The sequence below is a fragment of the Pseudoduganella lutea genome, assembly GCF_004209755.1.
In the GTDB taxonomy this organism is placed as follows: domain Bacteria; phylum Pseudomonadota; class Gammaproteobacteria; order Burkholderiales; family Burkholderiaceae_D; genus Rugamonas; species Rugamonas lutea.
Map to the genome: position 1 here is coordinate 5,867,102 of NZ_CP035913.1, position 24,470 is coordinate 5,891,571.

The 24,470-nt window shown below is 65.0% G+C and carries 20 protein-coding genes; 16 read left to right on the top strand and 4 right to left on the bottom strand.

From position 1 onward, the window contains the following. Window positions 1-79: 79 nt before the first annotated feature. The gene (locus tag EWM63_RS24870; RefSeq protein WP_130188919.1) at window positions 80-316 is read left to right on the top strand and encodes a hypothetical protein; all 237 of its coding nucleotides are present in this window, start codon (window positions 80-82) and stop codon (window positions 314-316) included. Between the two features lie 35 nt (window positions 317-351). Then, window positions 352-1,362, top strand: a complete 1,011-nt coding sequence (locus EWM63_RS24875; RefSeq protein ID WP_130188920.1) for a cation diffusion facilitator family transporter — start codon at window positions 352-354, stop codon at window positions 1,360-1,362. Between the two features lie 41 nt (window positions 1,363-1,403). Here the strand turns inward: EWM63_RS24875 and nhaA are convergent, their stop codons facing one another. Continuing rightward, window positions 1,404-2,618, bottom strand: coding sequence for a Na+/H+ antiporter NhaA (nhaA, locus tag EWM63_RS24880; RefSeq protein WP_130188921.1), 1,215 nt, complete (start codon window positions 2,616-2,618; stop codon window positions 1,404-1,406). 365 nt (window positions 2,619-2,983) lie between these two features. On the opposite strand from nhaA, the gene EWM63_RS24885 reads away from it, so the two are divergent. From EWM63_RS24885 to EWM63_RS24920, 8 genes are all read left to right on the top strand, one after another. Continuing rightward, window positions 2,984-5,230: a TonB-dependent receptor domain-containing protein gene (locus EWM63_RS24885; RefSeq protein WP_207221149.1), complete on the top strand. Its 2,247-nt coding sequence runs from the start codon at window positions 2,984-2,986 to the stop codon at window positions 5,228-5,230. Between the two features lie 471 nt (window positions 5,231-5,701). Then, window positions 5,702-8,509: a TonB-dependent receptor gene (locus EWM63_RS24890; RefSeq protein ID WP_207221150.1), complete on the top strand. Its 2,808-nt coding sequence runs from the start codon at window positions 5,702-5,704 to the stop codon at window positions 8,507-8,509. 95 nt (window positions 8,510-8,604) lie between these two features. After that, window positions 8,605-10,146 (top strand): tryptophan halogenase family protein, encoded by a 1,542-nt coding sequence (locus tag EWM63_RS24895; RefSeq protein ID WP_130188923.1) that lies wholly within the window; start codon window positions 8,605-8,607, stop codon window positions 10,144-10,146. A gap of 27 nt (window positions 10,147-10,173) precedes the next feature. Continuing rightward, window positions 10,174-10,887 carry a SapC family protein gene (locus EWM63_RS24900; RefSeq protein WP_130188924.1) on the top strand — a complete coding sequence of 238 codons (714 nt, stop codon included), beginning with the start codon at window positions 10,174-10,176 and terminating at the stop codon, window positions 10,885-10,887. 15 nt (window positions 10,888-10,902) lie between these two features. Then, entirely contained in the window at window positions 10,903-11,634 is a 732-nt protein-coding gene (locus EWM63_RS24905; RefSeq protein WP_130188925.1) for a DUF6445 family protein, read from the top strand. Window positions 11,635-12,645: 1,011 nt separating this feature from the next. Next, window positions 12,646-12,975, top strand: a complete 330-nt coding sequence (locus tag EWM63_RS24910) for a hypothetical protein (protein ID WP_130188926.1) — start codon at window positions 12,646-12,648, stop codon at window positions 12,973-12,975. A 17-nt stretch (window positions 12,976-12,992) separates the two neighbouring features. After that, window positions 12,993-13,511, top strand: a complete 519-nt coding sequence (locus EWM63_RS24915; protein ID WP_130188927.1) for a hypothetical protein — start codon at window positions 12,993-12,995, stop codon at window positions 13,509-13,511. An 83-nt stretch (window positions 13,512-13,594) separates the two neighbouring features. Next, window positions 13,595-14,044 (top strand): DUF6445 family protein, encoded by a 450-nt coding sequence (locus EWM63_RS24920; RefSeq protein WP_259772516.1) that lies wholly within the window; start codon window positions 13,595-13,597, stop codon window positions 14,042-14,044. Window positions 14,045-14,065: 21 nt separating this feature from the next. Here EWM63_RS24920 and EWM63_RS24925 read toward each other — a convergent pair whose 3' ends face one another. After that, window positions 14,066-15,340, bottom strand: coding sequence for an MFS transporter (locus EWM63_RS24925; protein WP_130188929.1), 1,275 nt, complete (start codon window positions 15,338-15,340; stop codon window positions 14,066-14,068). 117 nt (window positions 15,341-15,457) lie between these two features. Here EWM63_RS24925 and EWM63_RS24930 point away from each other — a divergent pair, with 117 nt between their 5' ends. Together EWM63_RS24930 and EWM63_RS24935 are read left to right on the top strand one after the other, a co-directional pair. Continuing rightward, a complete protein-coding gene (locus tag EWM63_RS24930; protein ID WP_130188930.1) occupies window positions 15,458-16,384 on the top strand; it encodes a LysR family transcriptional regulator in 927 nt (308 codons plus the stop codon). 81 nt (window positions 16,385-16,465) lie between these two features. Further along, the gene (locus EWM63_RS24935; protein ID WP_130188931.1) at window positions 16,466-17,101 is read left to right on the top strand and encodes a flavin reductase family protein; all 636 of its coding nucleotides are present in this window, start codon (window positions 16,466-16,468) and stop codon (window positions 17,099-17,101) included. Between the two features lie 19 nt (window positions 17,102-17,120). Here the strand turns inward: EWM63_RS24935 and EWM63_RS24940 are convergent, their stop codons facing one another. Together EWM63_RS24940 and EWM63_RS24945 are read right to left on the bottom strand one after the other, a co-directional pair. After that, window positions 17,121-17,579 (bottom strand): hypothetical protein, encoded by a 459-nt coding sequence (locus EWM63_RS24940; RefSeq protein ID WP_130188932.1) that lies wholly within the window; start codon window positions 17,577-17,579, stop codon window positions 17,121-17,123. A gap of 139 nt (window positions 17,580-17,718) precedes the next feature. After that, window positions 17,719-19,683, bottom strand: coding sequence for an NPCBM/NEW2 domain-containing protein (locus tag EWM63_RS24945; RefSeq protein WP_130188933.1), 1,965 nt, complete (start codon window positions 19,681-19,683; stop codon window positions 17,719-17,721). Window positions 19,684-20,037: 354 nt separating this feature from the next. Here EWM63_RS24945 and EWM63_RS24950 point away from each other — a divergent pair, with 354 nt between their 5' ends. Genes EWM63_RS24950 through EWM63_RS24965 form a run of 4 tightly spaced genes read left to right on the top strand, consistent with a single transcriptional unit; the run spans window position 20,038 to window position 24,467 of the window. Beyond that, entirely contained in the window at window positions 20,038-20,988 is a 951-nt protein-coding gene (locus tag EWM63_RS24950) for a DMT family transporter (protein ID WP_130188934.1), read from the top strand. 2 nt (window positions 20,989-20,990) lie between these two features. Continuing rightward, window positions 20,991-22,328, top strand: a complete 1,338-nt coding sequence (locus tag EWM63_RS24955) for a D-tagatose-bisphosphate aldolase, class II, non-catalytic subunit (RefSeq protein WP_130188935.1) — start codon at window positions 20,991-20,993, stop codon at window positions 22,326-22,328. Further along, window positions 22,319-23,515, top strand: a complete 1,197-nt coding sequence (locus EWM63_RS24960) for an SIS domain-containing protein (RefSeq protein ID WP_130188936.1) — start codon at window positions 22,319-22,321, stop codon at window positions 23,513-23,515. Before EWM63_RS24955 ends, EWM63_RS24960 begins: the two co-directional genes overlap by 10 nt. Further along, a complete protein-coding gene (locus EWM63_RS24965; RefSeq protein WP_130188937.1) occupies window positions 23,499-24,467 on the top strand; it encodes an N-acetylglucosamine kinase in 969 nt (322 codons plus the stop codon). Before EWM63_RS24960 ends, EWM63_RS24965 begins: the two co-directional genes overlap by 17 nt. The last annotated feature ends 3 nt before the right edge of the window (window positions 24,468-24,470 follow it).

Below are 24,470 nucleotides of genomic sequence, written 5' to 3' on the forward strand. Positions count from 1 at the left end.
CTTGACGCGGCGCACGACTGGCGTGCGCCGCCGTCGCGCAACGCTGAGTACCATCGCAAAAAACGTCAAGGAGAAAACCATGCCGCGAGGAGCGAGCCCGAAGCGCGAGCGCGAAGCCAAGAAGCTGGAGCGCAAGTTCAAGAAGGAAAAACGGTATGCCGGCCGCGAGGACGAGGTTGCCGCCCGCATCGTCAACAAGCAGCGCGCCAAGAGCGGCGAGACAAAGACACGCCACAAGCCGCCGAGCCGCTCGGCATCGCGGCGCAAGTCCCGCACGAGCCGTTCGCGCACTCGCCGGTCGCCGAAGAAATCCTGAGCATTGCCACCGCGTGCACGCCCCGGCAGGGAACCATGGACGACGCCACGCACAAAGTGAAGGGTGAACGCGTAGAGGAGGGCGGCGCCGGCCTGCCGCCCGCGGCCGCCCCGGCGCCAGACCCATCGCGCGAAGCATCGCAGAAAGTGATCTACGCCGCGATCGTCGCCAACCTGGGCATCGCCGCCGCCAAGTTCACCGTGGCAGGCATCACCGGCAGCGCGGCGATGGTGGCCGAAGGCATCCACTCGGCCGTGGACACGGGCAACGAACTGCTGTTGCTGCTGGGCGAGCGGCGCAGTGCGCGCCCGCCCGACCGCCAGCATCCGTTCGGCTATGGCAAGTCGCTGTACTTCTGGGCGCTGATCGTCGCGCTGTCGGTGTTTTCGCTGGGTGGCGGGCTGTCGATCTACCACGGCGTCGCCGCGCTCCAGGCCCCGCCGCCGCTGGAAGACCCGTTGTGGAACTATGTCGTGCTCGGGGCCGCCGCCGTGTTCGAGGGCTACAGCTGGAACGTGTCGCGCGAGGCCCTGAACGCCGTACGCAGGCCCGGCACGTCGCTGTGGCAGGCCGTTCGCGCCAGCAAGGATGCATCGGTCTTCACGGTCTTCATCGAAGACTCGGCCGCGCTGCTCGGCATCGCGATCGCCGCGGCCGGCATCGCGCTGGGCCACTACTTCGACAATCCGTATATCGACCCGGCCGCCTCGATCCTCATCGGCCTGCTCCTGGTGGGCGCGGCCGCGATGCTGGCGCGGGAAACCGGCGGCCTGCTGGTGGGCGAAAGCATCGACCGCGACGAACTGGCGGCCCTGCACGCGCTGTTTGCACGCGAGAGCGCACTGGAGTCGGTGGCAAGTTTGCGCACCATGCAGATGGGCCCTGGCGACTTGCTGCTCGCGGCATCCGTCCAGTTCCGGCGCGGCATGCCGATCGACGAGGTGGAGCAGGCGATCGCCCGGCTCGAGGCGGCGGTGGCGGCCGGGCATCCCGCGATCCGCCACATCTATTTCGAGGCATCCTCCTTGCGCGCTGTCCTGCACTGACGGCGGGCCGCGCCCGCAGCCAATGAAGCCGCGCGAAGCGCCTACCGTGGCGCAGCCTGCTTCAGATCCATGGTGTCGGGATCCGAGTCGCCTGCCAGCGGGGCGCCCCGCAGCTTCAGCCACACGAACCCGAGCACGCCCGCAAGCAGCGATGCGGCCAGGATGGCCATCTTCGCGCCATTGATCACGTCCGCCTGGCCCGTGAACGCGAGATTGGTGATGAAGATCGACATCGTGAAGCCGATCCCGCCCAGCAATCCCGCCCCCGCGATGTGCCGCCAGCCCAGGTCGAGCGGCAGGCGGCACAGGCTCAGCGCCACGGCTGCAAAGCTGAACAGGACGATGCCGACCGGCTTGCCGACGACCAGGCCGGCGATGATGCCCAGGCTGTTGATGCTCGCCAGCTCCGCAGCCCAGTCCGCGCCGATCACGATGCCCGTATTGGCCAGTGCGAAAATCGGCAGGATCAGGAAGGTGACCGGTTTGTGCAGGAAATGCTCGAGGCGGTGCGAGGGCGACGCGGTGTCGTCCTCCTTCGTGGAATACGGGATCGCAAAGGCCAGCAGAACGCCGGCAATGGTCGCGTGCACGCCCGACTTGAGCATCAGGAACCACATCAGCGCACCGCCAATCAGGTAGGGCAGCAGAGCCATGATGCGCAGCAGCCGGTTCATCGCCATCAGTGCGGCAAACACGGCCAGCGCGCCGAGCAGATAAAGGAAGGACAGGTCGGTCGTATAGAGCAGGGCAATGACGATGATCGCGCCCAGGTCGTCCATCACGGCCAGTGCCGTCAGGAAGATCTTCAGCGAGGCCGGTACCCGGCTGCCGAGCAGGGCAAGCACGCCAAGGGCAAAGGCGATGTCGGTCGCCATCGGGATGCCGACACCCGGCTGGGTGGGCGTGCCACCGTTCAGGCTAAAGTGGATCAGCGCCGGGACGGCGATGCCGCCGGCCGCCGCGAGCATCGGCAGTGCGGCATTGCGCAGGTCGGACAATTCGCCGTTATACAGCTCGCGTTCGAGTTCGAGACCGATCAGCAGGAAGAACACCGCCATCAGTCCGTCGTTGATCCAGTGCTCCACGCTCAGGCCGGCGACGACCTGATGCCAGAAGCCGAGGTAGGCGGCGCCAAACGAAGAATTGGCGATCGACAGGGAAACCAGCGTGCACAGGATCAGCACCACGCCGCCGGCCTTGCTCGATTGGATGAATGCCTTGAAGGTGCGGGAGAGGCTGCGTTCGACGCGCATCATGCCGCCTCCGGCGCGGCATGGAAGGCGAGGGGAAGAAAGAGAGAATCGTTGCAGGTCAGGACAGTGATGTTCATGATGGTCGCGAAAAAGCCGCGTGGCGGCCCGACCATCGCGCGTCCTGCCGTACCCCAACGATACGAACACCCGGCCGTGATTATACCGCGCCCGTGTTGTCGATCAACCATGCTCCGTGTGCGGTGTTCTTCCCCGGGTGCCACGACGCCAAGACAACGTCTTGCCTAATGCATATCTTTTAATGATAATGGTGTCTCATTATCACCGCACGCATCGTGAGCATGCCAGCCTGTGGCGCAGCGATGCAGCGTTGGCCATGGCGCGATCAATTCAAACAGGAAAACATGAACATGAAAAAAAGACCCGCACTGAGGGAAGCCGCCAGTGTCCTGGCAATGCTGCCTACCGTCCTGTGGGCGCAGGCAATGGAATCCGATCCCCAGGCCGTGTCGGGTGGGATCGACACGGTGACCATCAGCGCAAGCCGGGCCGCGGATGCCTGGCCCGTGACCACGCCGTCACAGACCTTGTCCGGCGCCGAGCTGGTACATCGCCGGCAAGGCGGGCTTGGCGAGACCATCGCCGGCTTGCCGGGTGTGCACCTGGACAGCTTTGGCGGCGGCGCGTCGCGCCCCGTCATCCGCGGACAGACCCTGCCACGCGTCGAGATCCTGAGCGATGGCGCCGCGCTGTTCGACGTTTCCTCGGTCTCGCCGGACCACGCGGTCACGACCGACCCGCTGCTGCTCGACGCGATCGAGATCATCCGCGGTCCGGCCGCTGTCCGCTATGGCGGGAACGCCGTCAATGGGGCGATCAACCTGATCGACAGTAAAGTGCCGACCAGGCTGCCGGCCGGCGGCCTGGCGGGTGCGACCGAAGTGCGCTACGGCACGGGCGACAACGAGAAGACGGCCGTCGGTCGCGTCACCGCCAGCATGGGCCGGTTCGCGGTCCACGCCGAGGGCGTGCGCCGTCATGCCGACGATTACGAGGTGCCGGATGCCTATGGCGCCGATGCGCTGCGCGATTCCTTCGCCGAGAACACCAGCTACGCATTCGGTGCGTCGTGGATCACGTCGAAGGGCTACATCGGCGCCGCGTTCACACGCATGAAAAGCCACTATGGCCTCCCGGGTCATAGCCACCTGAACGGCGTGTGCCATACGCACGACATGGACCTGCATTGCACGGCACACGGCGGGTTCGACGATCCCTTCGGCTCCCCCGACAGCCATGCCGCCGTCATCCGGCTGCGCAGCGACCGGGTCGATATCCGTGCGGACCATGACGACCCGCTGCCGGGGATTTCCCATGCGCGCCTGCGCCTGTCCCACACCGACTACGCGCACGACGAGATCGATGGCGACAAGCTGTTCACGCGCTATACCAACAAGGTCAAGGATGGACGCTTCGAGCTGACCCATCGGCCTTTGCTGGGCTTTACGGGCACGTTGGGCGCACAGTACACGGACGGCACCTTCAGCGGCATCAACGTCGAAGACCTGCATGTGCCGTTCCCTGAAAATGCCTACGGACTTGTGCCGCCCTACCATCACGTCACAAAAAACATCGGCCTGTTCCTGAGCGAGCGCCGTTCCTTTGGCGCGGTCGATCTCGAACTCGCGGTGCGCAAGGACTGGCGCGAGATACGCGTACCGGCGCCCACGTTCCTGGCCACCATGACGCCCGAGTATGAAGCGATGTTCACCGAATGGTACGGGAGCGACTGGCGGCGGATCATCGAGACCGAGGCGGTCGACAGCTTCCTCGCCAGGAATCCCGGCACGAAGCACAATCCTTTCTCGGCGTCGCTGGGCGGCACCTGGACCATGGGGCAGGGGTATTCGGTGGGGCTGTCGTTCGGCCATACCGAGCGCGCGCCGAACGTGCGCGAGCTTTACGCCCGTGGCAACAATCTCTCGACCAACAGCTACGAACTCGGGCTTGCAGTCGATAATCCCATCTTCAAGGAAGGCAAGCGCCCCGCCGGGGACGTGCTCGAGTCGACGAACTCGATCGACCTGACCTTGCGAAAGACCGGTGGTCCGCTCGATGCCGAGATCGGCGTGTTCTACCAGGACGTCGGCGATTACATTTTCGCGCGGCTGATCGAGACCGAGAAGGCGACTGGCGTTGCGCACAACTTCCTGGCCTACACGGCGGCCGACGTGCGCTTCGCCGGCATCGATGGCCAAGTGAGCTACCGGGTAACGCCCGCTTCGCGCGTCACGGTGTCCGGCGACTATGTCCATGCCCGCATGAAGAGCATGGAAGACCATCTGCCGCGCATCCCCCGTGGCCGGCTTGGTGTGCGCTACGAGCGGAACTGGGGGCCGCTCTCGGCCGATCTCGACGTGTCCCGCACGTTCGGCCAGAGCCGGATCGCCGCCTATGAAACCGGGACGGCAGGCTACAACATGGTCAACGCAACGCTGGTCTACCGGTGGGACATGGGCTCGCGACAGTCGTTGGAATTCTATGCGCGGGGCACCAACCTCACCGATGAACTGGCCTTTGCCCATACCTCGTTCGTGAAGAACCAGTCGCCGCTGCGGGGCCGCAGCGTCGCGTTCGGGGTGCGGCACGCGTTCTGACGGAACGCCGGCGTTGCGCGCCGTGTCCGGTCAATGCCTGGCAGGACACAGAACTGGCCACCAGTCCCGTTCTGATTAGCAACGGCTGGTGTAGTAAAACTAAGGGGGCTCTGTTTGGCGGCTGAGTGGTTTCGTGCCAACTTGTCCGGCAAGCACAGCCAGCCGAGGATACGCCGCCAATGACCTTTTCCCTCGGTAAAATTTTCTGTGATCTGGCGCGGTTGTCGGATCGATACGTGCCAGCGTCGACCCGATTAGCACAACTTGCCGGGAAAGGAAACACGCTGTACCAAAACTACATCAACACGACGTAAATCGTTTCTGAACTTGCATTATTGACATACCATCGCTGCACGGCACCAGGCGTGCACCATGCCTGTCGAATCACCTGCCGGCTTGCTCTGCTCGCGCCGTCCACAGTGCGAGAGTCTTCCCCCAATAGCACAACAATAGAAGGAGTAGAGGAGCGCAATGAGAAAAAATAGAAACGTTTCCAATATCGTGTTGGCCTTCACGGCGATGCTTACGGCCGCGCAGAACAGCGCGGCGCAGGAGGCCGCGCCCGCAGGGGCCGGCGAGGGCGCCAGCGCCAACACCGTGGTGGTCAAGGGCATCCGGCGCAGCCTGATTAACTCGCTCGACACCAAGCGTGAAGGCAGCGGCATCGTCGACGCCATTTCGGCGGAAGACATCGGCAAGTTCCCCGACCAGAACCTGGCCGAATCGCTGCAGCGCATCACCGGCGTCTCGATCGACCGCTCGGGCGGCGAGGGCAAGCAGGTCACCGTGCGCGGCTTCGGTCCCGACTTCAATACGGTGCTCGTCAACGGTCGCCAGGTCGCCTCGGAAAACGAGAACCGCGCGTTCAATTTCGATACCGTCTCGGCCGACCTGGTCAACAGCATCAATGTCTTCAAGACGGGCACGGCCACCCAGCAGTCGGGCGGCATCGGCTCGACCATCAATATCACCACCGCGCGGCCTTTGGCCCTGGGCGGATTCAAGGTGGCCGGTTCGGTCAAGGCCCTGCACGACGACAATCGCGGCGAGACCACGCCCGAGTACTCGCTCCTCGTCAGCGATACCTTCGCCAACGGCAAGTTCGGTGCCCTGGTCGCGGTCTCGCGCAAGAAAGCCAGGACGCGCCTGAACCAGGCGCAAACGGATGGCTGGCTGCAAAACGCCGGCATCCCGACCGGCGAACTCAATGACGGCGCCGGCTTCGCGGGCGCCGTGTTCTCACCCCGCAACTACGACACCAAGGTAACGTTCGAGGAGCGCACCCGCACCAATGCCAACCTGGTCCTGCAATACCGGCCATCGAGCGCGCTGACGCTGACGGCGGACGCGCTGTATTCCGACTTCGACATCAAGACCGATGCCACATCCTACGGCCACTGGTTCACCGCGCCGAACGTGCAGCGCGCCCGCACCGATGCGAATGGCACCATCACCGACCTGTACCAGGAAGTGGGGCTGGCAACGGACTTCCATGCCAAGAAATTCGACCGGCTCACCAACACCAAGTCGTTCGGCCTGCAAGCCGACTGGAAGATCTCGAACAAGCTCAATATCGTCTTCGATGCGTGGAAATCGGATGCGACGCGCGAGCCCAACAACGGCGGCGGCGACCAGCTGTCACTGATCGGCTACAAGAACCGCGCACGCTTCCAGTCCGATGCGTCCACGCTGCCCTGGGTGAGCGAATTCGCCGCGCCGGCGACGGGGCTGGTGTACGAATTCGATGCCCAGGGCCGGCCGGTCACCCATTCCGTCGGCAACTACCTCGACCCGGCCAACGCGCGCGCGCACGTGATGCTGCGCCGTGGCTGGGCCGTCGACGACGCGATCCGGCAGTACAAGGTCGACGGCGTGTGGAAAGAGGGCGGCAGCGAGGGCCTGGTCTCGGCCCGCTTCGGTGTGCAGCGCTCGCAGGAGACCAAGTCGCTCACCCGCTGGGACAACGAAGGCGTGGGGATCCACTGCACGTATTGCGGCTATGCGGATTTGCCGGCCATTCCGGCCGGCACCCTCAGCGTGTTCAACGCGGGCAGCGACTTCCTGCGTGGCGTCAGCGGCAGCGGCCGCACGCCCACTGCCTGGCTGCGCCATGACGGCGAGAAGCAGTTTGCGTTCGTCGAGCAGCAGAGCGGGAAGAACTTCGATGCCGTGGTGCGCGACAATTCCTATGCGGTTGAGGAAAAAACCACGTCGGCCTACCTCGAACTGGCATTCGCGGGGGCACTGGCCGACATGCCCGTGCGGATGACGGCCGGCGCCCGGCTGGAACACACCGACATCAAGGTGTCCGGCACCCAGGGCAATATCGAGCGGCTGAACGTGCTCGATGCCACGGAGCTCAGCGCCGTGTATGGCGCCAAGTCGGCCATCAACGTCAGCAATTCGTACTACTCGGTGCTGCCCAACCTGAACGCCAGCATGGAAGTGACGGATGCGCTGGTGGCGCGCCTTGCCGTCTACCGGTCGCTGACGCGGCCGCGCCTCGACGACCTGTCGCCGGCCACCAACATCGTCACGACCCGCCCGGGCACGCTGACCGCCTCCTCCGGCGATCCGACCCTGAAGCCCTTCGAGTCGAATAACCTCGACCTGTCGCTGGAGTGGTACTACAAGCCGGCCAGCTACATTTCGGGTGGATTCTTCTGGAAAGACGTCAGCAATTTCATCGTGTCCAGCAACACGACGCGGCAGTTCGATACCAGTACCGGCGTGCTGACGGACCCCAGCACGGGTACCGACAAGCTCAAGCCCGATGCGGCCGATGGCCCGGCCGTGTTCACGTTGACCCGGCCCAGCAACGGGCCATCGGCGGTGGTGCACGGCTTCGAACTGGCAGTGCAGCACACGTTCGACAACGGCCTGGGCTTCATCGTCAACGGCACCGTCGTGCGTAGCGACTCCAACCTGAATCCGGGCGACATCACCCAGAAGTTCGCGGTGACCGGCATCAGCGATTCGGCCAACGTCGTCGGCTTCTACGAACGCGGGCCGTATCAGCTGCGCCTGGCTTACAACTGGCGCGACAAGTTCCTGCAATCGCTCACCCAGCAGAACGGCGACGGCGTGACCCAGGTGGCGGCCTATGGCCAGTGGGACCTGAGCGGCAGCTACGAGGTGTCGAAGAACCTGTCGGTGGTGTTCGAGGCAACGAACCTGAACGAAGCGGTGGTCAAGAAGTATGGCCGCTACACGAACCAGTTCCTGCTGGCGGAGGATTCGGGCCGCCGTTTCGCGCTCGGCCTGATCGCCAAGTTCTGACGTGACGGGAGGGGCGCGGGCCAAAAATGGTCAAAAACGCGCCGGCGCCCCTCCATTTGAACCGTTCCATTGCCAATCATTGATAACAGGCAGACATGAACCAGCAAATCAAACACATCGTCATCGTCGGCGGCGGCGCGGCCGGCTGGATTACCGCGGGGCGCATCGCGGCCCGGCATGCACGGGCGGACAGCGGTATCACCGTCACCCTGGTCGAGTCGCCATCCATCGGCCCGATCGGCGTGGGCGAGGGCACCTGGCCCACCATGCGCAGCACGCTGATGAAAATGGGTATCTCGGAAAGCGACTTCATGCGCGAGTGCGAGGCGACATTCAAGCAGGGCGCCAAGTTCGCACGCTGGGTCGACGGTACCTCGGACGACTATTACTACCACCCGCTGATGCTGCCGCAAGGCTTCGGCCAGCTGGACCTGGTGCCTTACTGGCAAACGGCCTGCGCCGGGCGCTCGTTCTCCGACACCGTGTGCCTGCAGGAGCAGGTCTGCGAACACGGGCTGGCGCCGAAAATGATCACCACGCCGGAATACGCCTCTGTGGCCAACTATGCCTACCACCTCGACGCCGGCAAATTCGTCACGTTCCTGACGCGCCATTGCACCGCCACGCTGGGGGTGGAGCATGTCCTGGGCGATGTGACAGCCGTCAGGAGCGCGTCCAATGGCGACATCGCGGCCATCGTCACCACGCAGCAGGGCGAGATCGCGGGCGACCTGTTCATCGACTGCACCGGTTTTTCATCCCTCCTGCTGGGCAAGCACCTGGAGGTGCCTTTCGTCGACCGGAGCGACGTGCTGTTCATCGACAAGGCCATTGCCGCCCAGGTGCCGTACGAGCGCGAGGATGCGCCGATCGCCTCGCACACCATCTCGACCGGGCAGGCGGCAGGCTGGATCTGGGATATCGGGCTGGTGACCCGGCGCGGGATCGGCTACGTGTACTCCAGCCGGCACACGAGCGACGACGAGGCGGAAGCTGCGCTGCGCGCGTACATCGGGCCGGCCGGCAAGTCGGTCGGCACGCGCAGCATTCCGATCCGCTCCGGCCATCGCCAGCTGTTCTGGAAAAACAACTGCGTGGCCGTCGGCCTGGCTGCCGGATTCCTCGAGCCACTGGAAGCGTCGGCGCTGGTGCTGGTGGAACTGTCGGCCGACATGCTGGCCGAGCAGTTGCCCGCCACCCGCGACACCATGGACATCGTCGCCCGCCGGTTCAACGAGACCTTCCTGTATCGCTGGGACCGGATCATCGATTTCCTCAAGCTGCATTACATCCTCAGCAAGCGCACCGACAATGCCTTCTGGACCGACAACCGGGACCCCGAAACCATTCCGGACAGCCTGAAGGACCTGATGCGGCTGTGGCGCTACCGCCCGCCCGGCAACTGCGACTTCACCAGCAATAACGAGGTGTTCCCGGCCGCCAGTTACCAGTACGTGCTGTACGGCATGGGCTTCAGGACGGACCCGGAATTCCTGCGGCCGTCGCCCAGCGAAGGGCGCGCGGCGCAGGAGCAGCTGTCGCAGAACAGCGTAGCCGTCAGGAGGGCGCTGAAAATGCTGCCGGCCCATCGCGACCTGATCGCCAGGATTCACGCCTACGGCTTGCCCACGGTGTAGCAACCCACAACAACAAAGGAGACACGCATGGCACATCTCGTTTCACTGGACAACACGGTGCACCGGCAGGTTCGCGTCGACAAAGGGCGGGTCGAAGCCGCGGGCGCGGCACTGAACATGGTGCCGGTGGTATTGAGCGAATTCCTGAAACTCGTCGTCCAGTACCCGATCGCCTTCACCAAGGACAAGGACACCGGCCGCTTTGCCTGCGTCGCGCTGTTCGGCTTTCACGACAGCGAAAACCTGTTCGTCGACGCCGGGCGATGGGACGCCATCTACGTGCCGCTGCAAGTCTCGCGGCAGCCATTCTTCCTTGGCAAAGCCCCGGACGGCGAGCACTTTGTCGTGTGCATCGACACCGGGCACGCCAGCATCGGTCACGACGGCGAGCCCATCTTCGACGCCGATGGCCTGGAGACGCCCTGCCTGGAGGAAGCCAAGGGGCGCCTGGCCGAATTGCTGAACGGCGAAGCGCCGACACGGCAGTTCATCGACATGCTCGTCGAGTTCAAGCTGCTGTTACCCATGCAGCTGGAGATCACGTTTGAAAACGGGGACACGACCTCGGTGCAGGGCCTGTACACGATCGATGACGCCCGCCTGGCACAACTCGACGGGGAAGCGGTAGCCACCCTGCACGCACAGGGCTTCCTTGCCCCGGCCTACACCATGCTGGCCTCGCTCGGCCACGTCTATGCCATGATCGACCGGCGCAACAAGCGGCTTGCGCGCGCGGCGTAATCGATGGATACGGCCATGGTACCGATGTTCGCCCTTCACCGATCCCCTGTTCATCAGGTGCTGCACGTCGGCGTGGAGCGGGAGCCCGTCCTGATCGTCGACGACCTGTTGCTCGACCCCGAAGCCATGCTGGCCTGGGCCGAGAGCGGGGCGGCGTTCCAGCGGCAGGAGGGGGATTTCTATCCCGGCATCCGCAAGCCCCTGGACATGGCATACGCGAGCGAGGTGTATGCCCAATTGCGCGACCTGTTGCTGGCCACGTTTGGCGCCGGTGGCGATGCCGCAGTCACTCCGCCGATTACTCCACTGTCATGCATGCTGTCGCTGGCCACCACGCCGCAGGAGGCGTTGCGCCCGATCCAGAGCGTGCCCCACTTCGACAGCGTGGAGCGCAACCTGATCGCCAGCGTGCATTACCTGTGCGACGAACGGTTCGGCGGCACCTCGTTCTACCGCCATCGCAGCACTGGTTTCGAAAGCATGGATGCACAACGCATCGCCGGCTATGCGCCGCGCCTGAAGCAGGAGGTCATGCGGCAGGGCGCGCGCAGCTTCACCTATATCCGCGGCGACACGGCGCTGTTCGAACGCACCGCAAGCGTCGACGCGAAGTTCAACCGCGCGATCTTCTACCGCAGCAATCTGCTGCATTCCGGCGACATCGCGGTCGACGCGGGACTGTCGGCGGTGCCGCGCGGAGGGCGCCTCACCGCCAACACGCTGGCGACGATCGGCACGACCGGGTGAGCCCCGGCGGGCTGGTGCCGGCTAGCCGCAAGCAGTCCCGCCGCGCACTTGTCCCACCTCCTGGCCTGCCCCCTGCACCGTCCCCGACGCCCGACCGCGATAAGCCGACCACCCGACGAGCGCCAGCGCCAGCGCCGCCAGTCCCGCCCCGCCGAACATCAGCGCCGGATACCCCAGGCTCGCATCGAGGATGGCGGCCCCGAGCGCGGCACCAACGCGAGATGGTTGGCGCAGGAAACGACCTGCTCGGACGTCGTCGACTTGGCCAAGAAACGTCAGCGCATTGTTGGATCAAGAGCTCCCGCAACGCAGACGGCCTGCCGGAGCACATGAAACTGCGGGGACTGGAGCCGCTAACCAAACCAATCCGGAAAGCACCGCATGAGTTGGGCATCTCGATCGGCCTGAAGTACTAGATGGTCCAGCGGCACTCGTTCTCATGTTCGGTCTCGGCGTGGGTATCCATGTCAAAGTGGAAGCGCCGACCTGCTGCGCTGCCGACACGGTCTTGATTCGCAAATTGGGCAACACGCTGTATGAGACGACTGTGGTGCCGGGTTTCGACCAGGATGGCGCTAAAGAACTGCATAAAGTTACGTCCAGGCTTCGCCGTGTCCTGCCCGTGCGATCGCCGGTGTGTGGGAGATGGCTGTACGTTCGACTACGTCGTTGCACTATGCCGCGCATACGCAAAATTTCATGACGGTACATTGGCGCAATAGCCGCATGAGTTGCCAAGCCGCGTCCAATTAAAAACCGAATTAAGAGTCACGTTACAACAGTCCTAGTTGGCTACTCTTGTTCGCTGGGGTAAAGTGTACGCTTGGATAATTTAAAATTACGGCCCCGCAACAGGGTGGTCGCTAGGCGTTCGATTTACTAATGGATGTAATTTTAAGATCCGAGTATTTCAGCATAATCCTGATCCATTATTATATTTAAGGCTTGATTAGTGGTAATGCGCTTTCGGCGCAGTCGAGGATTTTTAATAATTAACTGCAAGGGGGCGCTGTGATCTATTCTGTAAATTCCTCATCAAATGAAGTTACGGTTGGGCAGCCATTCAGCGTTGAAGTTATTGCTGATTCAGCATTGCATATTTCAATCAGTTGTTTTGTGGATTCGCCGCCTCCGCCGCGCTTTAAGGGTTGTCGAGAATGCAGTGTTCACATTGTGCAAAGTGGCCAACCTTTTACCATAACGCCGAAAAGAGATACCTGGTTAAATCATCAAGGCGGATATAGTATTGAAGTCAGAGATGCAGATGGGAATACCGAAAACTTAGTTATCCGGGTATCGGTAGATACTGATGCCACCGGCGGCGCAACTATCTCGATGTAAACTATCGGAGAAATTACATGCCCGAGCCAATATCGCTCCTTGAAAAGGAAATTTCTGAACTAAATGATCGCTTGCTTGCACTGGAGAAGAAGGGTAAATTCAGGCGAATAACCGCTTATTTTTTCAAGCTTGTAGCTGGTGGGAGCAGCCTTGCGATTGCATCAAATTTTTTTCCTGATGCAAATCAAGCTCTTGGAGCTGCTGCGCTCGTCTGTGTATTTCTCGATGGAGTATTTGCAAATCATGCACGGCTGATCGGCGAGATTCAGGCGGGTCATGCGGCGCGCGCGCAGCGCGATAAGATTGCCAGAGATTACAATAGGAATCTGGCACCGATCCTCGATAAAATGAGGAAAACTTATACTGGGACGCCCGAACGAGAAGAAGCGGAATCGGAGAAATCCAAACTTCAGGTCGAGACGCACATTAAATTACACGATAGTGTTATGGAGGTCGAAAAGGCGCTTGCAGATCTTGACCTCAAAGCTCTAAATTTCCTTTCCTTAGAAGCTGAACGTTCAACAAAACACCCTTAAATTGAACTCGCTAGATAAGTATTGGTATTAAAAAACCTACAGTCGTGATGGAACGCTAGTTCGGACCTGCTGGCAACGCGGCTATCAATCCGCTGTCATGCATGCTGTCGCTGGCCACCACGCCGCAGGAGGCGCTGCGCCCGATCCAGAGCCTGCCCCATTTCGATAGCGTGGAGCGCAACCTGATCGCCAGCGTGCATTACCTGTGCGACGAACGGTTCGGCGGCACCTCGTTCTACCGCCATCGCAGCACCGGTTTCGAAAGCATGGATGCACAACGCATCGCCGGCTATGCTCCCCGCCTGAAGCAGGAGGTCATGCGTCAGGGCGCGCGCAGCTTCACCTACATCCGCGGCGACACGGCGCTGTTCGAACGCACCGCAAGTGTCAACGCGAAGTTCAACCGCGCGATCTTCTATCGCAGCAACCTGCTGCATTCCGGCGACATCGCGGTCGACGCGGGACTGTCGGTCGTGCCGCGCGGCGGGCGCCTTACCGCCAACACGCTGGCGACGATCGGCGCAACCGGGTGAGTGCCGGCGGGCCGGTGCCGGCTAGCCGCAGGCAGTCCCGCCGCGCACTTGTCCCACCTCCTGGCCCGCCCCCTGCACCGTCCGCAACGCCCGGCCGCGATACGCCGACCACCCGACGAGCGCCAGCGCCAGCGCCGCCAGTCCCGCCCCGCCGAACATCAGCGCCGGATACCCCAGGCTCGCATCGAGGATCGCGGCCCCGAGCGCGGCACCAATGGCATTGCCAAGATTGAATGCGCCGATGTTGACGGAGGACGCCAGCCCCGGCGCTTCCGCAGCGGCGTGCATCACACGCATCTGCACCGGCGGCACCAGGGCGAAAGCCGCGGTCGCCCACACGAACAAACCGATCGCCGCACCCGCATGCGTGCTTGCCAGCCAGGGGAACGCGATCATCGTCGCCACTTCGACTGCCAGGAAGACCATGATGGTCCGGTCGATCGAACGGTCGGCCATCTTGCCGCCCACCGTATTGCCAACCGTGAAACCGATGCCGATCAGCGCGAGCATCAACGTGATGAAGGCCGGCGACGCGTCCGCGAATGTTCGCAAGGCGGGGTTGATGTAGGTGTACAGCGCGAACATGGCGCCCGACGATAGTACGGTCGTCAGCAGGGCGCGCAGCACGACAGGGCGCAGCAGCACCTTCAGTTCGCGGCGCACGTCCGGCGTGGCGCCCTTGCTGCCGGCGGGCAGGAACATCAGCAGTGCGGCCATCGCCAGCACGCCCAGCGCGCCGATGGCGGCGAACGACTGGCGCCACCCGAGGTAGTCGCTCAGCCAGGTCGCTGCCGGCACGCCACCGATGTTGGCGATCGTCAGGCCCATGAACATCGTCGCGATGGCACTGGCCTGCCGGTCGCGGGGGACCAGGCTGGCCGCGACGACCGAGCCGATGCCGAAGAAGGCGCCATGGGTCAGGCTCGTGATCACGCGGGCGGCCATCAGGCTTGCATAACCGGGCGCGAGCGCCGACAACAGGTTGCCGATCGCGAAGATGACCATCAGCGCGATGAGGGCGCGCCGCCGTGGCCAGCGCGCCAGCAGCAGCGTCATGAAGGGGGCGCCCGCCATCACGCCGACGGCGTAGGCCGACACCAGCATGCCGGCGGAAGGAATGGAGACGCCGATGCCGCTGGCGATCGTCGGCAACATCCCCATCGGGCCGAATTCGGTGGTGCCGATGCCGAACGCGCCGATGGCCAGCGCCAGCAATGGCAGTGTGGCATTGCGCGGCGCGCCCTCGACAGGGATGGGCTCAGTGGAGAGATCGTTGGAAGGGTTGGAAGCATGCATGGGAAGGCCTGTTCTTGTTGAGTACGGCAATGGGATAACCAGGCCCTGCAGTATGGCGGCACGGATTTTCCAGAAAAAGAGGATAATCCGCAAAAGACTTTTGCTTGGTTTGAGAAGATGAAGCTGAACCTGGAGGAAGTGGGTGTTTTCCTCGCCATCGTCGATACCGGCTCGATGACGGCCGCCGCCGACCGCCTGGGCCAGCCGGTCTCCACGGTAAGCCGGCTGCTTGCACGCCTGGAAGGTAAACTCGGCACCGCCTTGTTGCGACGCACGACGCGCCGTCTCGACCTGACGGACGAGGGCAGTGCCTTCGTGCCGGATGCGCGCGACATCGTGGCGGCGGTGCAGTCCGCCGAGGACCGGTCGATGGCACGGCGCGGAAACCTGTCGGGGCAACTGCGCCTGGACGCCGCCACGCCGTTCATGCTGCACGTGCTGGTGCCGCTGATGCCGGGCTACCGTGCCCGGCATCCGAACGTGACGCTGTCCCTGAGCAGCAACGAAGGCTTCATCGACTTGCTGGAACGCCGGGTGGACCTTGCCGTCCGCATCGGAGAACTGAAGGATTCCACGCTGCACAGCCGCCTGCTGGGGCATTCCCGCATCCGCATGGCGGCCACACCCGGCTACCTGCGGCGGTACGGCACGCCGCACGACCTGCCGGCGCTGCTGCGGCACGAGCTGCTGGGCTTCAGCGAACCGCAGATCCTGAACGTGTGGCCGCTGCAGGATGCCGATGGCAAGCCGGTGCGGATCGTGCCGACGGTGCTGGCCACCAGCGGCGAAACGCTTCGCCAGCTGGCGCTGCAGGACATGGGGATCGTCTGCATGGCCGACTGGATGATTGCCGACGATATCGCCGGTGGCCGCCTCGTCGAAGTGCTGCCGCACCTGCTCACCGAAGTGCGGCGGCCGATCCAGGCGGTGTACTACCGGCATTCCGCGGTATCGGCGAAGATCGATTCGATGGTTGCCTACCTGGCGGAAGCGCTGCAGGAGAAGGAGCAGGCATGGCTGCGCCGGGTCGGGCGCCCGGCCTGAGGAGGCCTGCCTTCGCACCCGACATGATGTTCAAGCTGCCCGGCATTTGCCGGCAGCGATTTCGCATTTACCGGAGAACGAGTGGACCACGATTACTATTTCTACGAACCCGCGCGCGGCCACGGCCTGCCGCACGATCCGTTCAACGCCATCATCGGCCCGCGCCCGATCGGCTGGATTTCGAGCCGCGCCGCGGATGGGGTGCTGAACCTGGCACCCTACAGCTTCTTCAATGCCTTCAACTATGTCCCGCCCATCATCGGCTTTTCGAGCCAGGGCCGGAAGGATACGCTGCGCAATATCGAGGCCACGGGCGAGTTCGTATGGAACCTCGCGACGCGCCCGCTGGCCGAGGCGATGAACCTCAGCTGCGCCCCCGCGCCACCCGAGATCGACGAGTTCGCTCTGGCGGGCCTGACGCCGGCACAGTCGAGCGTGATCGGCACGCCGCGCGTGGCGGAATCGCCGGTGGCATTCGAATGCCGCGCAACGCAGATCATCCCGCTGCAATCGGCGAGTGGTGCGGCCACCGGCAACTGGCTGGTGCTGGGCGAGGTGGTGGGCGTGCACATCGCACGGCATCTGCTCAAGGAAGGCATCTACGACACGGCCGGTGCCCGGCCGATCCTGCGCGGCGGCGGTCCGGCCGACTACTTCGAGATCACGCCCGAACAGTTGTTCCGCATGCGCCGGCCCGACTATCCGCCGGACCGGTAGCCCGGCGCGACGCCCGGGATCAGCCGGCCTTCCGCTCCAGTCGCTCGGCAACCAGCGCCGTGACGACAGCCTGCAGCACATGCACGGCCCAGCGCTCGCCGGCCTTGCGCGGACCGGCCTGCAGTTCGCCCTGCGTGATGCCCAGCACCGGCGCGATGCCGGCGATATTCACGGCGTACAGCGCGGTGCCATACAGTGTGCCGAGCGCCACGGGCGACAGGTTCGGCGCCCATTCGCGCAGCGTGGGCAGGGCGGCCCCGAAGGCTGCGGAAGCGCCCAGGTGGTTGGCGAATTCGACGATGCTGGTGCCGGTGTCGCCGATGACGTCGCGCGATCCGGTCGTGCGATCGATCCAGTCGACCGCGTCGCGGTCCAGCGTTTTGGTCAGCAGGCCGGTCTTGCGGCCGGCGACCATGAAAGCGGTCGTGACGACGCCGGCGACCAATCCACCCAGTATGGCTGCTTGTTGCTTTTGCATGAGGTTCCTGTCGAAGAGTGAGTGAAGTACGGCTCGACACGACGGCGTGCCGTGCGCTTGTATCGTCACCATACGCCGGATGCGGGACCGGCTCGGTGCGATGCTGCACTCATCCGCGGTGCGGGGTCGTGAATTCCCGTCAGCGTCCTCCGCCCGCATCCCGCACCAGCTGGACATCGCCCCAGGTTGTCACGACCGGCGGTGCCTCGCCCGATGCCGATGCCGATCCCCTTACCACCAGCTCGATGACCTTGACGCCCCGGATGTTCGCCTTCAATCGATGCGCCTTGCCGCCGAATGCCATCGCCGGGCTCTCGGCCAGCAGCCTGCCATCGCCATACACGCGGAAGCGCACGGGCTTCCTGGTGTTTTCGGTCGAATCGTCCACGCCGACCGCGGCGATCAGCTGCGTGTGGCCGGCGTCGTTGCGCACCTGCAGCCGTGAGCCGGACAGAATGCCGATGCCCGACCCGAAACCCTGTCCCGCAACCTGCAAGGCCTGGCCGTAGGGTGTGGCATCCGCCTGCGCACCGCCCCAGCCCGCATACTGGGGCCGCGAGCCGCCCGAGCGGGTGCTCGACCATGGGTCGATCATGCGGTGGATGGTCGGGTCGAGTTGCGGTTGCCTGGTGCCGTCGACGGCGACGTTGATCGCGCCGGGGATCTCGGAAAGATACACGCCGTTCTCCAGTTGCCGCTTGCCGGTCGCTTCGAACACGAGCGTTTCGTGCGGTGCGAGCGTGAACGCCTTCTCCCCGGTGAACGTCGAACTTTGCTTCGACCACAGGTCGCGCAGCAGGACTGGCGCGCTGTCCGACAGTTTCAGGTGCCTGGCCAGCAGGGTCACCGGTGCGGGCGTGGCGCCGCGGTTGAACAGGGCAACCGCCTTGCGCCGGCCATCGCCAAGCGTCTTGACGATGATCTGCGCATCGTCCGAATCGTAGGCGACCACACCCTGGTGCCCGGCCTTGTCCTGGTTCAGGCCCACCACGTCCGCATTGCCGAGGACCGCGAGCAGCGACGCCGGTCCGTTGCGCAGATCGTAGCTGACCAGCAGGGGCGCGTTGATCATCGCCCACAGCGAGAAATGCGAGCGCACTTCGACGGGGTGGGAGGCATCGAACGCTTCGTGGCCGATATGCAGGATGTCGGGATCGTTCCAGTGGCCGGGCCCCGCATACAGCGCGCGTTTCGCCGCGCTGTCGAAGTTGTGCAGCATGCTGGTCCAGCTGGGTGTGATGTCGCTGCTGGTGCGCCAGAGATTGCCCACGTCCTTGCCCCAGCTGCGCACGTTGGCCATGCCCCAGGCACAGATGGACAGCACGTAGTCGTTGGCGGGCCGGGCTGCCTTCAGCGCGGCGGCCACTTCCTCGTAACGGCGCCGCACGGCGCCGATATCGGTGCGGTTGATCGAGCCGCGTTCGATCAGCGGGGCCTGCCCTCGGTAATTCTGCTGCTTCACGAGATCGGAACCCGGCACGAAATCGGCCAGCCCGCAGGCATCGATCTTGATGTAGTCGAAACCCCACTGCTTGAAGTAAAGGTCGATGTCCTGTGCGACGTGGCCTTCCAGTCCCACCTCGCGCTCGGCAGTCGTGCCTTGCGGCAGGTTGGGCGAATGCAGGTCGTAGGCCTGCGAACAGGCATTGCGGCCGATGTCCGTATAGATGCCGGCTTTCAGGCCCATGGCATGCAGCTTGTCGGTGAAGGGCTTGAAGCTGGTGCCCTCCGGGCCGCCCGTGGCGGCGGAGGGGAAGATGCCGGTGCGGATCTGCAGGCGGCCATCGCCGGCGCGTCGCTTGAGCCACCAGCCATCGTCGAGGTTGACATGGGTGTAGCCAAGCCTGGCGAGCCCGCTGTCGACCAGCACGCGCGCCGCGCCCATGACCTTGTCTTCGTCGACTTCCGTGCGGAACGCGTTCCAGCTGTTCCAGCCCATCGGCGGCGTGCTGGCACTGCCGCCTGCCTTGCCTTCCCAGCGGCCCGCCGGTGCCAGCGGATCGGCATGCACATGCGGGATGACCGAAACCATCGCCGTTGCCAAGAGGACCGGCAACAGCTGGCGCCGCACGCGGTTGGTTTTACTGGACCTGCTGTTCGCCATACAAATCTCCTGTTGGTCGTTCAACGTCACGTCAATCACCGTTGTTTCATCCTTAGCGCTTTCGAAGCAGCAGTTTCTCATTAGGCCAAGGCGGATTCGAAAGGCGACCCGCATACTCTGGTGGAGCTCTTGCTCTCAATCATAATCGAAAGAATTCGAAAACAAAAGCGCCTTTGGAGACCCCGAAGAGACAGTAAAACGAAAATAATACGAAACTTCTTTACATTTCGTTCGATACTTAATTACTATCGGAACGGGTCGGAACGTAAGTCAGCACAGCGACATTACCTAGTGGAGGAAGAATCGAAGATGGAAAGCAAAAGCAGCAGTGAATTTCCGCACCAAGCGACCGCGATGGCAGCCGGCACTGCCGCCGGCGCGGTCGCCGGAGCCGCCGTCACCCGCAAACCGCGGTGGCTCGGCTACGCGCTGGCCACCGCGCTGCTGTGGGGTGTGTGGGGCGCCTTCGCCGGCCTGCCCAGCCAGCACGGCTTTCCGGAAACGCTGGTGTACGTGGTGTGGGCGCTGACGATGGTGCCGCCGGCGCTCTTCGTGCTGGCGCGCTCGGGGTGGCACGTGCGCCGCGACCGCACCGCGCTGGCCCACGGGCTGGCCATCGGCCTGCTTGGCGCCGGCGGCCAGATGGTGCTCTTCTATGCGGTGAAGGCCGGGCCGGCCTACCTGATCTTCCCACTCATCGCGCTGTCGCCGGTCATCACAATCGTGCTGTCGTTCGCGTTCCTGCGCGAACGCACCGGTGCGATGGGCATCACCGGCATCGTGCTGGCGGTGTGCGCGCTGCCGCTGTTCGACTACAACCCGGGCGGCGCGCCGCAGCAATACGGCCTGTGGTTCGTGCTGGCGCTCGGGGTACTGGTCGCCTGGGGCCTGCAGGCGTACTTCATCAAGCTGGCCAATACGCGCATGGATGCCGAAAGCATCTTCTTCTACATGACGGCGAGCGCGCTGCTGTGCGTTCCGGTGGCGCTCGCAATGACCGATTTTTCGCAGCCGATCAACTATGGCCCTTCGGGGCCGTTGCTGGCCGCCGCCACGCAGATCCTGAACGCCGTCGGTGCCTTGACACTCGTTTATGCGTTCCGGCACGGCAAGGCGCTGACGGTCTCGCCGCTGGTGAATGCCGGCGCGCCGTTGCTGACCACCGTGATCGCGATGGCGCTGGCCGCTTCGGTGCCCGGCGGCTACCGGCTGGCCGGCATCGGCCTGTCGCTGGCGGCCGCGCTGTTCCTCGCGCTGCAGCCGGATGACGGCGCCGCACCGCAAGAATCAACCAAAGGAGTCTGACAATGGAATACATGTTGAATCTGGTGCGCCGCCACAAGGCCGGCGAACCGGTCGGCATCCACTCGGTGTGCTCGGCGCATCCGCTGGTGATCGAGGCGGCGATGGAAGTGGCGGCAGCGGCGGGGCCGGCGCAGCCGGTGCTGATCGAGGCCACGTCGAACCAGGTGAACCAGGATGGCGGCTACACCGGCATGACGCCGGACGCCTTCCGCGATTTCGTGCATGGCGTCGCCGACCGCGTGGGCCTGGCGCGCGAGCGCGTACTGCTCGGCGGCGATCACCTGGGACCCAATGCGTGGCAAGCCCAGGATGCCGGTACTGCCATGGCGAAGGCCGAGGTGCTGATCGAACAGTACGTGACGGCGGGCTTTCGCAAGATCCACCTGGATTGCTCGATGTCGTGCGCCGGCGATCCGGTGCCGCTCCAGGACAATGTGGTGGCGGCGCGCGCCGCGCGGCTGTGCGCCGTTGCCGAGCGGGCCTGGCAGGCCGCGGGCGGCGAAGCGCCCGTCTACGTGGTCGGTACCGAAGTGCCAGTGCCCGGCGGCGCGCACGAGGACCTGGACGAACTGAGCGTCACGACGCCGGAAGCCGCGGCGCAGACGATCGCCGCGCACCATGGCGCATTCTCGGCGGCGGGGCTGGATGCCGCGTGGCCGCGCGTGGTCGGCCTGGTGGTGCAGCCCGGCGTCGAGTTCGACCACCACAAGGTGATCGACTTCCGGCCCGAGCGCGCCGTCGCCCTCAGCCGCATGATCGAGGACGTGCCCACGCTGGTCTACGAAGCCCACTCGACCGATTACCAGACGCCGGCCAACCTGGCAGCGCTGGTGGCCGGCCACTTCGCGATCCTGAAGGTGGGGCCCGGTGCCACCTTCGCGCTGCGCGAAACGCTGTGGGCGCTGGCCGATATCGAGGCGGCGATGGCCGGCGACGGCAAGGGCTCCGGTTTCAAGGACACGGTGCTGGAAGTGATGCGCGCCGAGCCCGAGTACTGGCGCAAGTACTACAGCGACGACCCGCGCGATCCGCGCCGCGCGCGCTTCGACCAGCAGTACAGCCTGAGCGACCGGATCCGCTACTACTGGCCCCATCCGGCCATCCAGGCGGCACAGGCGCGCCTGCTGGCCAGCCTGGAACGGCAGGCGCCGCCGCTCACGCTGCTGAGCCAGTACCTGCCGGCCCAGTACGAAGCCGTGCGCGCGGGGTGCCTCGCCAACCGGCCGCTCGAGTTACTGAAAGAAGGCGTGGCCAGGGTGCTGCGCCAATACATGAACGCTTGTCACAAGGACGCCTGCACGACAGGCGCCGCAACGAGGGAGCTGGAAGCATGCCAGTAGCAGACATCAAGACACACACGGAGTTTCTCGGCATCGGCGTGGAGCGGCTCGACGCCGCCGGCGCCGGCCTCACCGCGCGGGAGATCGCGCAGCAGCCGGCCGTCTGGCCCGAGATCGAGGCACTGGTCGCGGGCCAGCGCGCCGCGCTCGACGCGTTCCTCGGTCCGCTGCTGGCGCGCGGCGACCTGCGCATCGTGCTGACGGGCGCCGGTACCTCGGCGTTCATCGGCGAATGCCTGGCACCCGCGCTGCTCGGCGCCGGCCGGCGCGCCGAGGCCGTGCCGACCACCGACCTGGTATCCGGCCCGCAGCAGTTCCTGCAGCCGAAGGTGCCCACCTTGCTGGTCTCCTTCGGCCGCTCGGGCAGCAGCCCGGAAAGCGTGGCGGCCGTGGCACTGGCCGACCAGCTGGTCGACGAGGTCCATCACCTCGTCATCACCTGCAACCCCGACGGGGAACTGTGCCGCATGGCGCAGGGTCGCGCCAACGTCCACGCGATCGTGCTGCCGGATGCCACCCACGACCGCGGCTTCGCGATGACCACCAGCTTCACGTCGATGCTGCTGGCCGCCGCGAGCGCCTTCGGCGTGGTGGCGCCGGGTGCCATCGCCGCACCCTCGGCCGCGGCGGCCGGCGTGCTGGAGACCATGCCGCCGCTGCTGCAAGCGCTGGTGGCGCGGGGCTTCCGCCGCGTGGTCTACCTGGGCAGCAACGCCTTGCGCGGCCTGGCCCGCGAAGCGTCGCTCAAGCTGCTGGAACTGACCGATGGCCAGGTCGTGGCGCTGTTCGATTCGCCGCTGGGGTTCCGGCACGGCCCCAAGACCATCGTCGACAGCGACACCCTGGTCGTCGTGCTGCTGTCGAACGATGGGCAGGCGCGCCGCTACGACCTGGACCTGCTGCGCGAGCTGCGCAACGATGGCCGCGCCGGCTACGTACTGGCGTTGAGCGGGCGCGCCGAAGCGGAACTGGGCGATGGCTGCGTGGCGCTGCGTGGCGTCGAGGAGGCCGGTGACCTGGCGCTGGCGCTGCCGTACATCGTGTTCTGCCAGGCCTACGCGCTGCTGCAGTCGCTCGCGCTGGGGCTGCGGCCGGACACACCGAGCGTGTCGGGCACCGTCAACCGCGTGGTGCGCGGCGTCACCATCTATCCTCTGACGGGAGACGGCCATGTTCCTCGGGGTTGATGGCGGCGGCACCAAGACCGCGTTCGCGCTGGTCGACCGGCAGGGGCGCGTGCTCGCGCGGCAGGAGGAGGGCAGCGCCTACTACCTCGAAGTCGGCATGGACGGTGCGGCTGCCGTGCTGGCACGCGGTTGCGCCGCACTGTTCGCGTCGGCCAACGTCATCGCGGGCGATATCGACCATGCGTTCTTCGGCTTGCCGGCGTATGGCGAAGACCGCGACGTGCAACCGCAGCTCGATGCATTGCCGCGCGCCGTGCTGGGCCACGGGCGCTACCTGTGCGGCAACGACATGGTGTGCAGCTGGGCCGGTTCGCTGGCTTGCGCCGATGGTATCAGCGTCATCGCCGGCACCGGGTCGATGGCCTATGGCGAAGTGAAAGGGCAACGTGCGCGCGCGGGCGGATGGGGCGAGCTGTTCAGCGACGAGGGCTCGGCCTACTGGATCGCCCGCGCCGGGCTGGCGCTGTTCTCGCGCATGAGCGATGGCCGCACGCGGCGCGGGCCGCTGCACGCGCTGCTGCGCGAGCGGCTGGCGCTGCAGGACGATCTCGATCTGTGCCAGGTCGTCTACGGCGAACTGAAAGGGGAGCGCAGCAGGGTCGCCGCGCTGTCGCGGCTTGTCTCGGAGGCGGCAGGGCAGGGCGATGCCCAGGCGGCGGCGATCCTCGAGTCGGCTGCCGGCGAAGTGGCGGCACTGGTCGACGCCGTGCGGGGCCAGCTCGGCGTCGATTCCGGCACGGAAGTGGCGGTGTCGTATTCCGGTGGCCTGTTCGGCGCGGAAGGACCGTTGCGCGCACCGTTCGCACGGGTGCTGGCCGCCAGTGAGGCAGGGCCATACAGCCTGGTGGCGCCGCGCCTGCCGCCTGTGCTCGGTGCCGCGCTGTATGCGGCGCTCCAGGCCGGCACGCCGCTGGACGCCGCGGCACGCCAACGCCTGGCGGACACACACTGACCC

Excerpts from the sequence above, each read along its gene's own strand:
- EWM63_RS24965 (WP_130188937.1), top strand. The coding sequence starts at position 23,499 with ATGTTCCTCGGGGTTGATGGCGGCGGCACCAAGACCGCGTTCGCGCTG.
- EWM63_RS24905 (WP_130188925.1), top strand. The coding sequence starts at position 10,903 with ATGGTACCGATGTTCGCCCTTCACCGATCCCCTGTTCATCAGGTGCTG.
- EWM63_RS24955 (WP_130188935.1), top strand. The coding sequence starts at position 20,991 with ATGGAATACATGTTGAATCTGGTGCGCCGCCACAAGGCCGGCGAACCG.
- EWM63_RS24915 (WP_130188927.1), top strand. The coding sequence starts at position 12,993 with ATGCCCGAGCCAATATCGCTCCTTGAAAAGGAAATTTCTGAACTAAAT.
- EWM63_RS24885 (WP_207221149.1), top strand. The coding sequence starts at position 2,984 with ATGAAAAAAAGACCCGCACTGAGGGAAGCCGCCAGTGTCCTGGCAATG.
- EWM63_RS24960 (WP_130188936.1), top strand. The coding sequence starts at position 22,319 with ATGCCAGTAGCAGACATCAAGACACACACGGAGTTTCTCGGCATCGGC.
- EWM63_RS24930 (WP_130188930.1), top strand. The coding sequence starts at position 15,458 with ATGAAGCTGAACCTGGAGGAAGTGGGTGTTTTCCTCGCCATCGTCGAT.
- EWM63_RS24890 (WP_207221150.1), top strand. The coding sequence starts at position 5,702 with ATGAGAAAAAATAGAAACGTTTCCAATATCGTGTTGGCCTTCACGGCG.
- EWM63_RS24925 (WP_130188929.1), bottom strand. The coding sequence starts at position 15,340 with ATGCATGCTTCCAACCCTTCCAACGATCTCTCCACTGAGCCCATCCCT.
- EWM63_RS24895 (WP_130188923.1), top strand. The coding sequence starts at position 8,605 with ATGAACCAGCAAATCAAACACATCGTCATCGTCGGCGGCGGCGCGGCC.
- EWM63_RS24945 (WP_130188933.1), bottom strand. The coding sequence starts at position 19,683 with ATGGCGAACAGCAGGTCCAGTAAAACCAACCGCGTGCGGCGCCAGCTG.
- EWM63_RS24870 (WP_130188919.1), top strand. The coding sequence starts at position 80 with ATGCCGCGAGGAGCGAGCCCGAAGCGCGAGCGCGAAGCCAAGAAGCTG.
- EWM63_RS24875 (WP_130188920.1), top strand. The coding sequence starts at position 352 with ATGGACGACGCCACGCACAAAGTGAAGGGTGAACGCGTAGAGGAGGGC.
- EWM63_RS24900 (WP_130188924.1), top strand. The coding sequence starts at position 10,174 with ATGGCACATCTCGTTTCACTGGACAACACGGTGCACCGGCAGGTTCGC.
- EWM63_RS24950 (WP_130188934.1), top strand. The coding sequence starts at position 20,038 with ATGGCAGCCGGCACTGCCGCCGGCGCGGTCGCCGGAGCCGCCGTCACC.
- nhaA (WP_130188921.1), bottom strand. The coding sequence starts at position 2,618 with ATGATGCGCGTCGAACGCAGCCTCTCCCGCACCTTCAAGGCATTCATC.
- EWM63_RS24940 (WP_130188932.1), bottom strand. The coding sequence starts at position 17,579 with ATGCAAAAGCAACAAGCAGCCATACTGGGTGGATTGGTCGCCGGCGTC.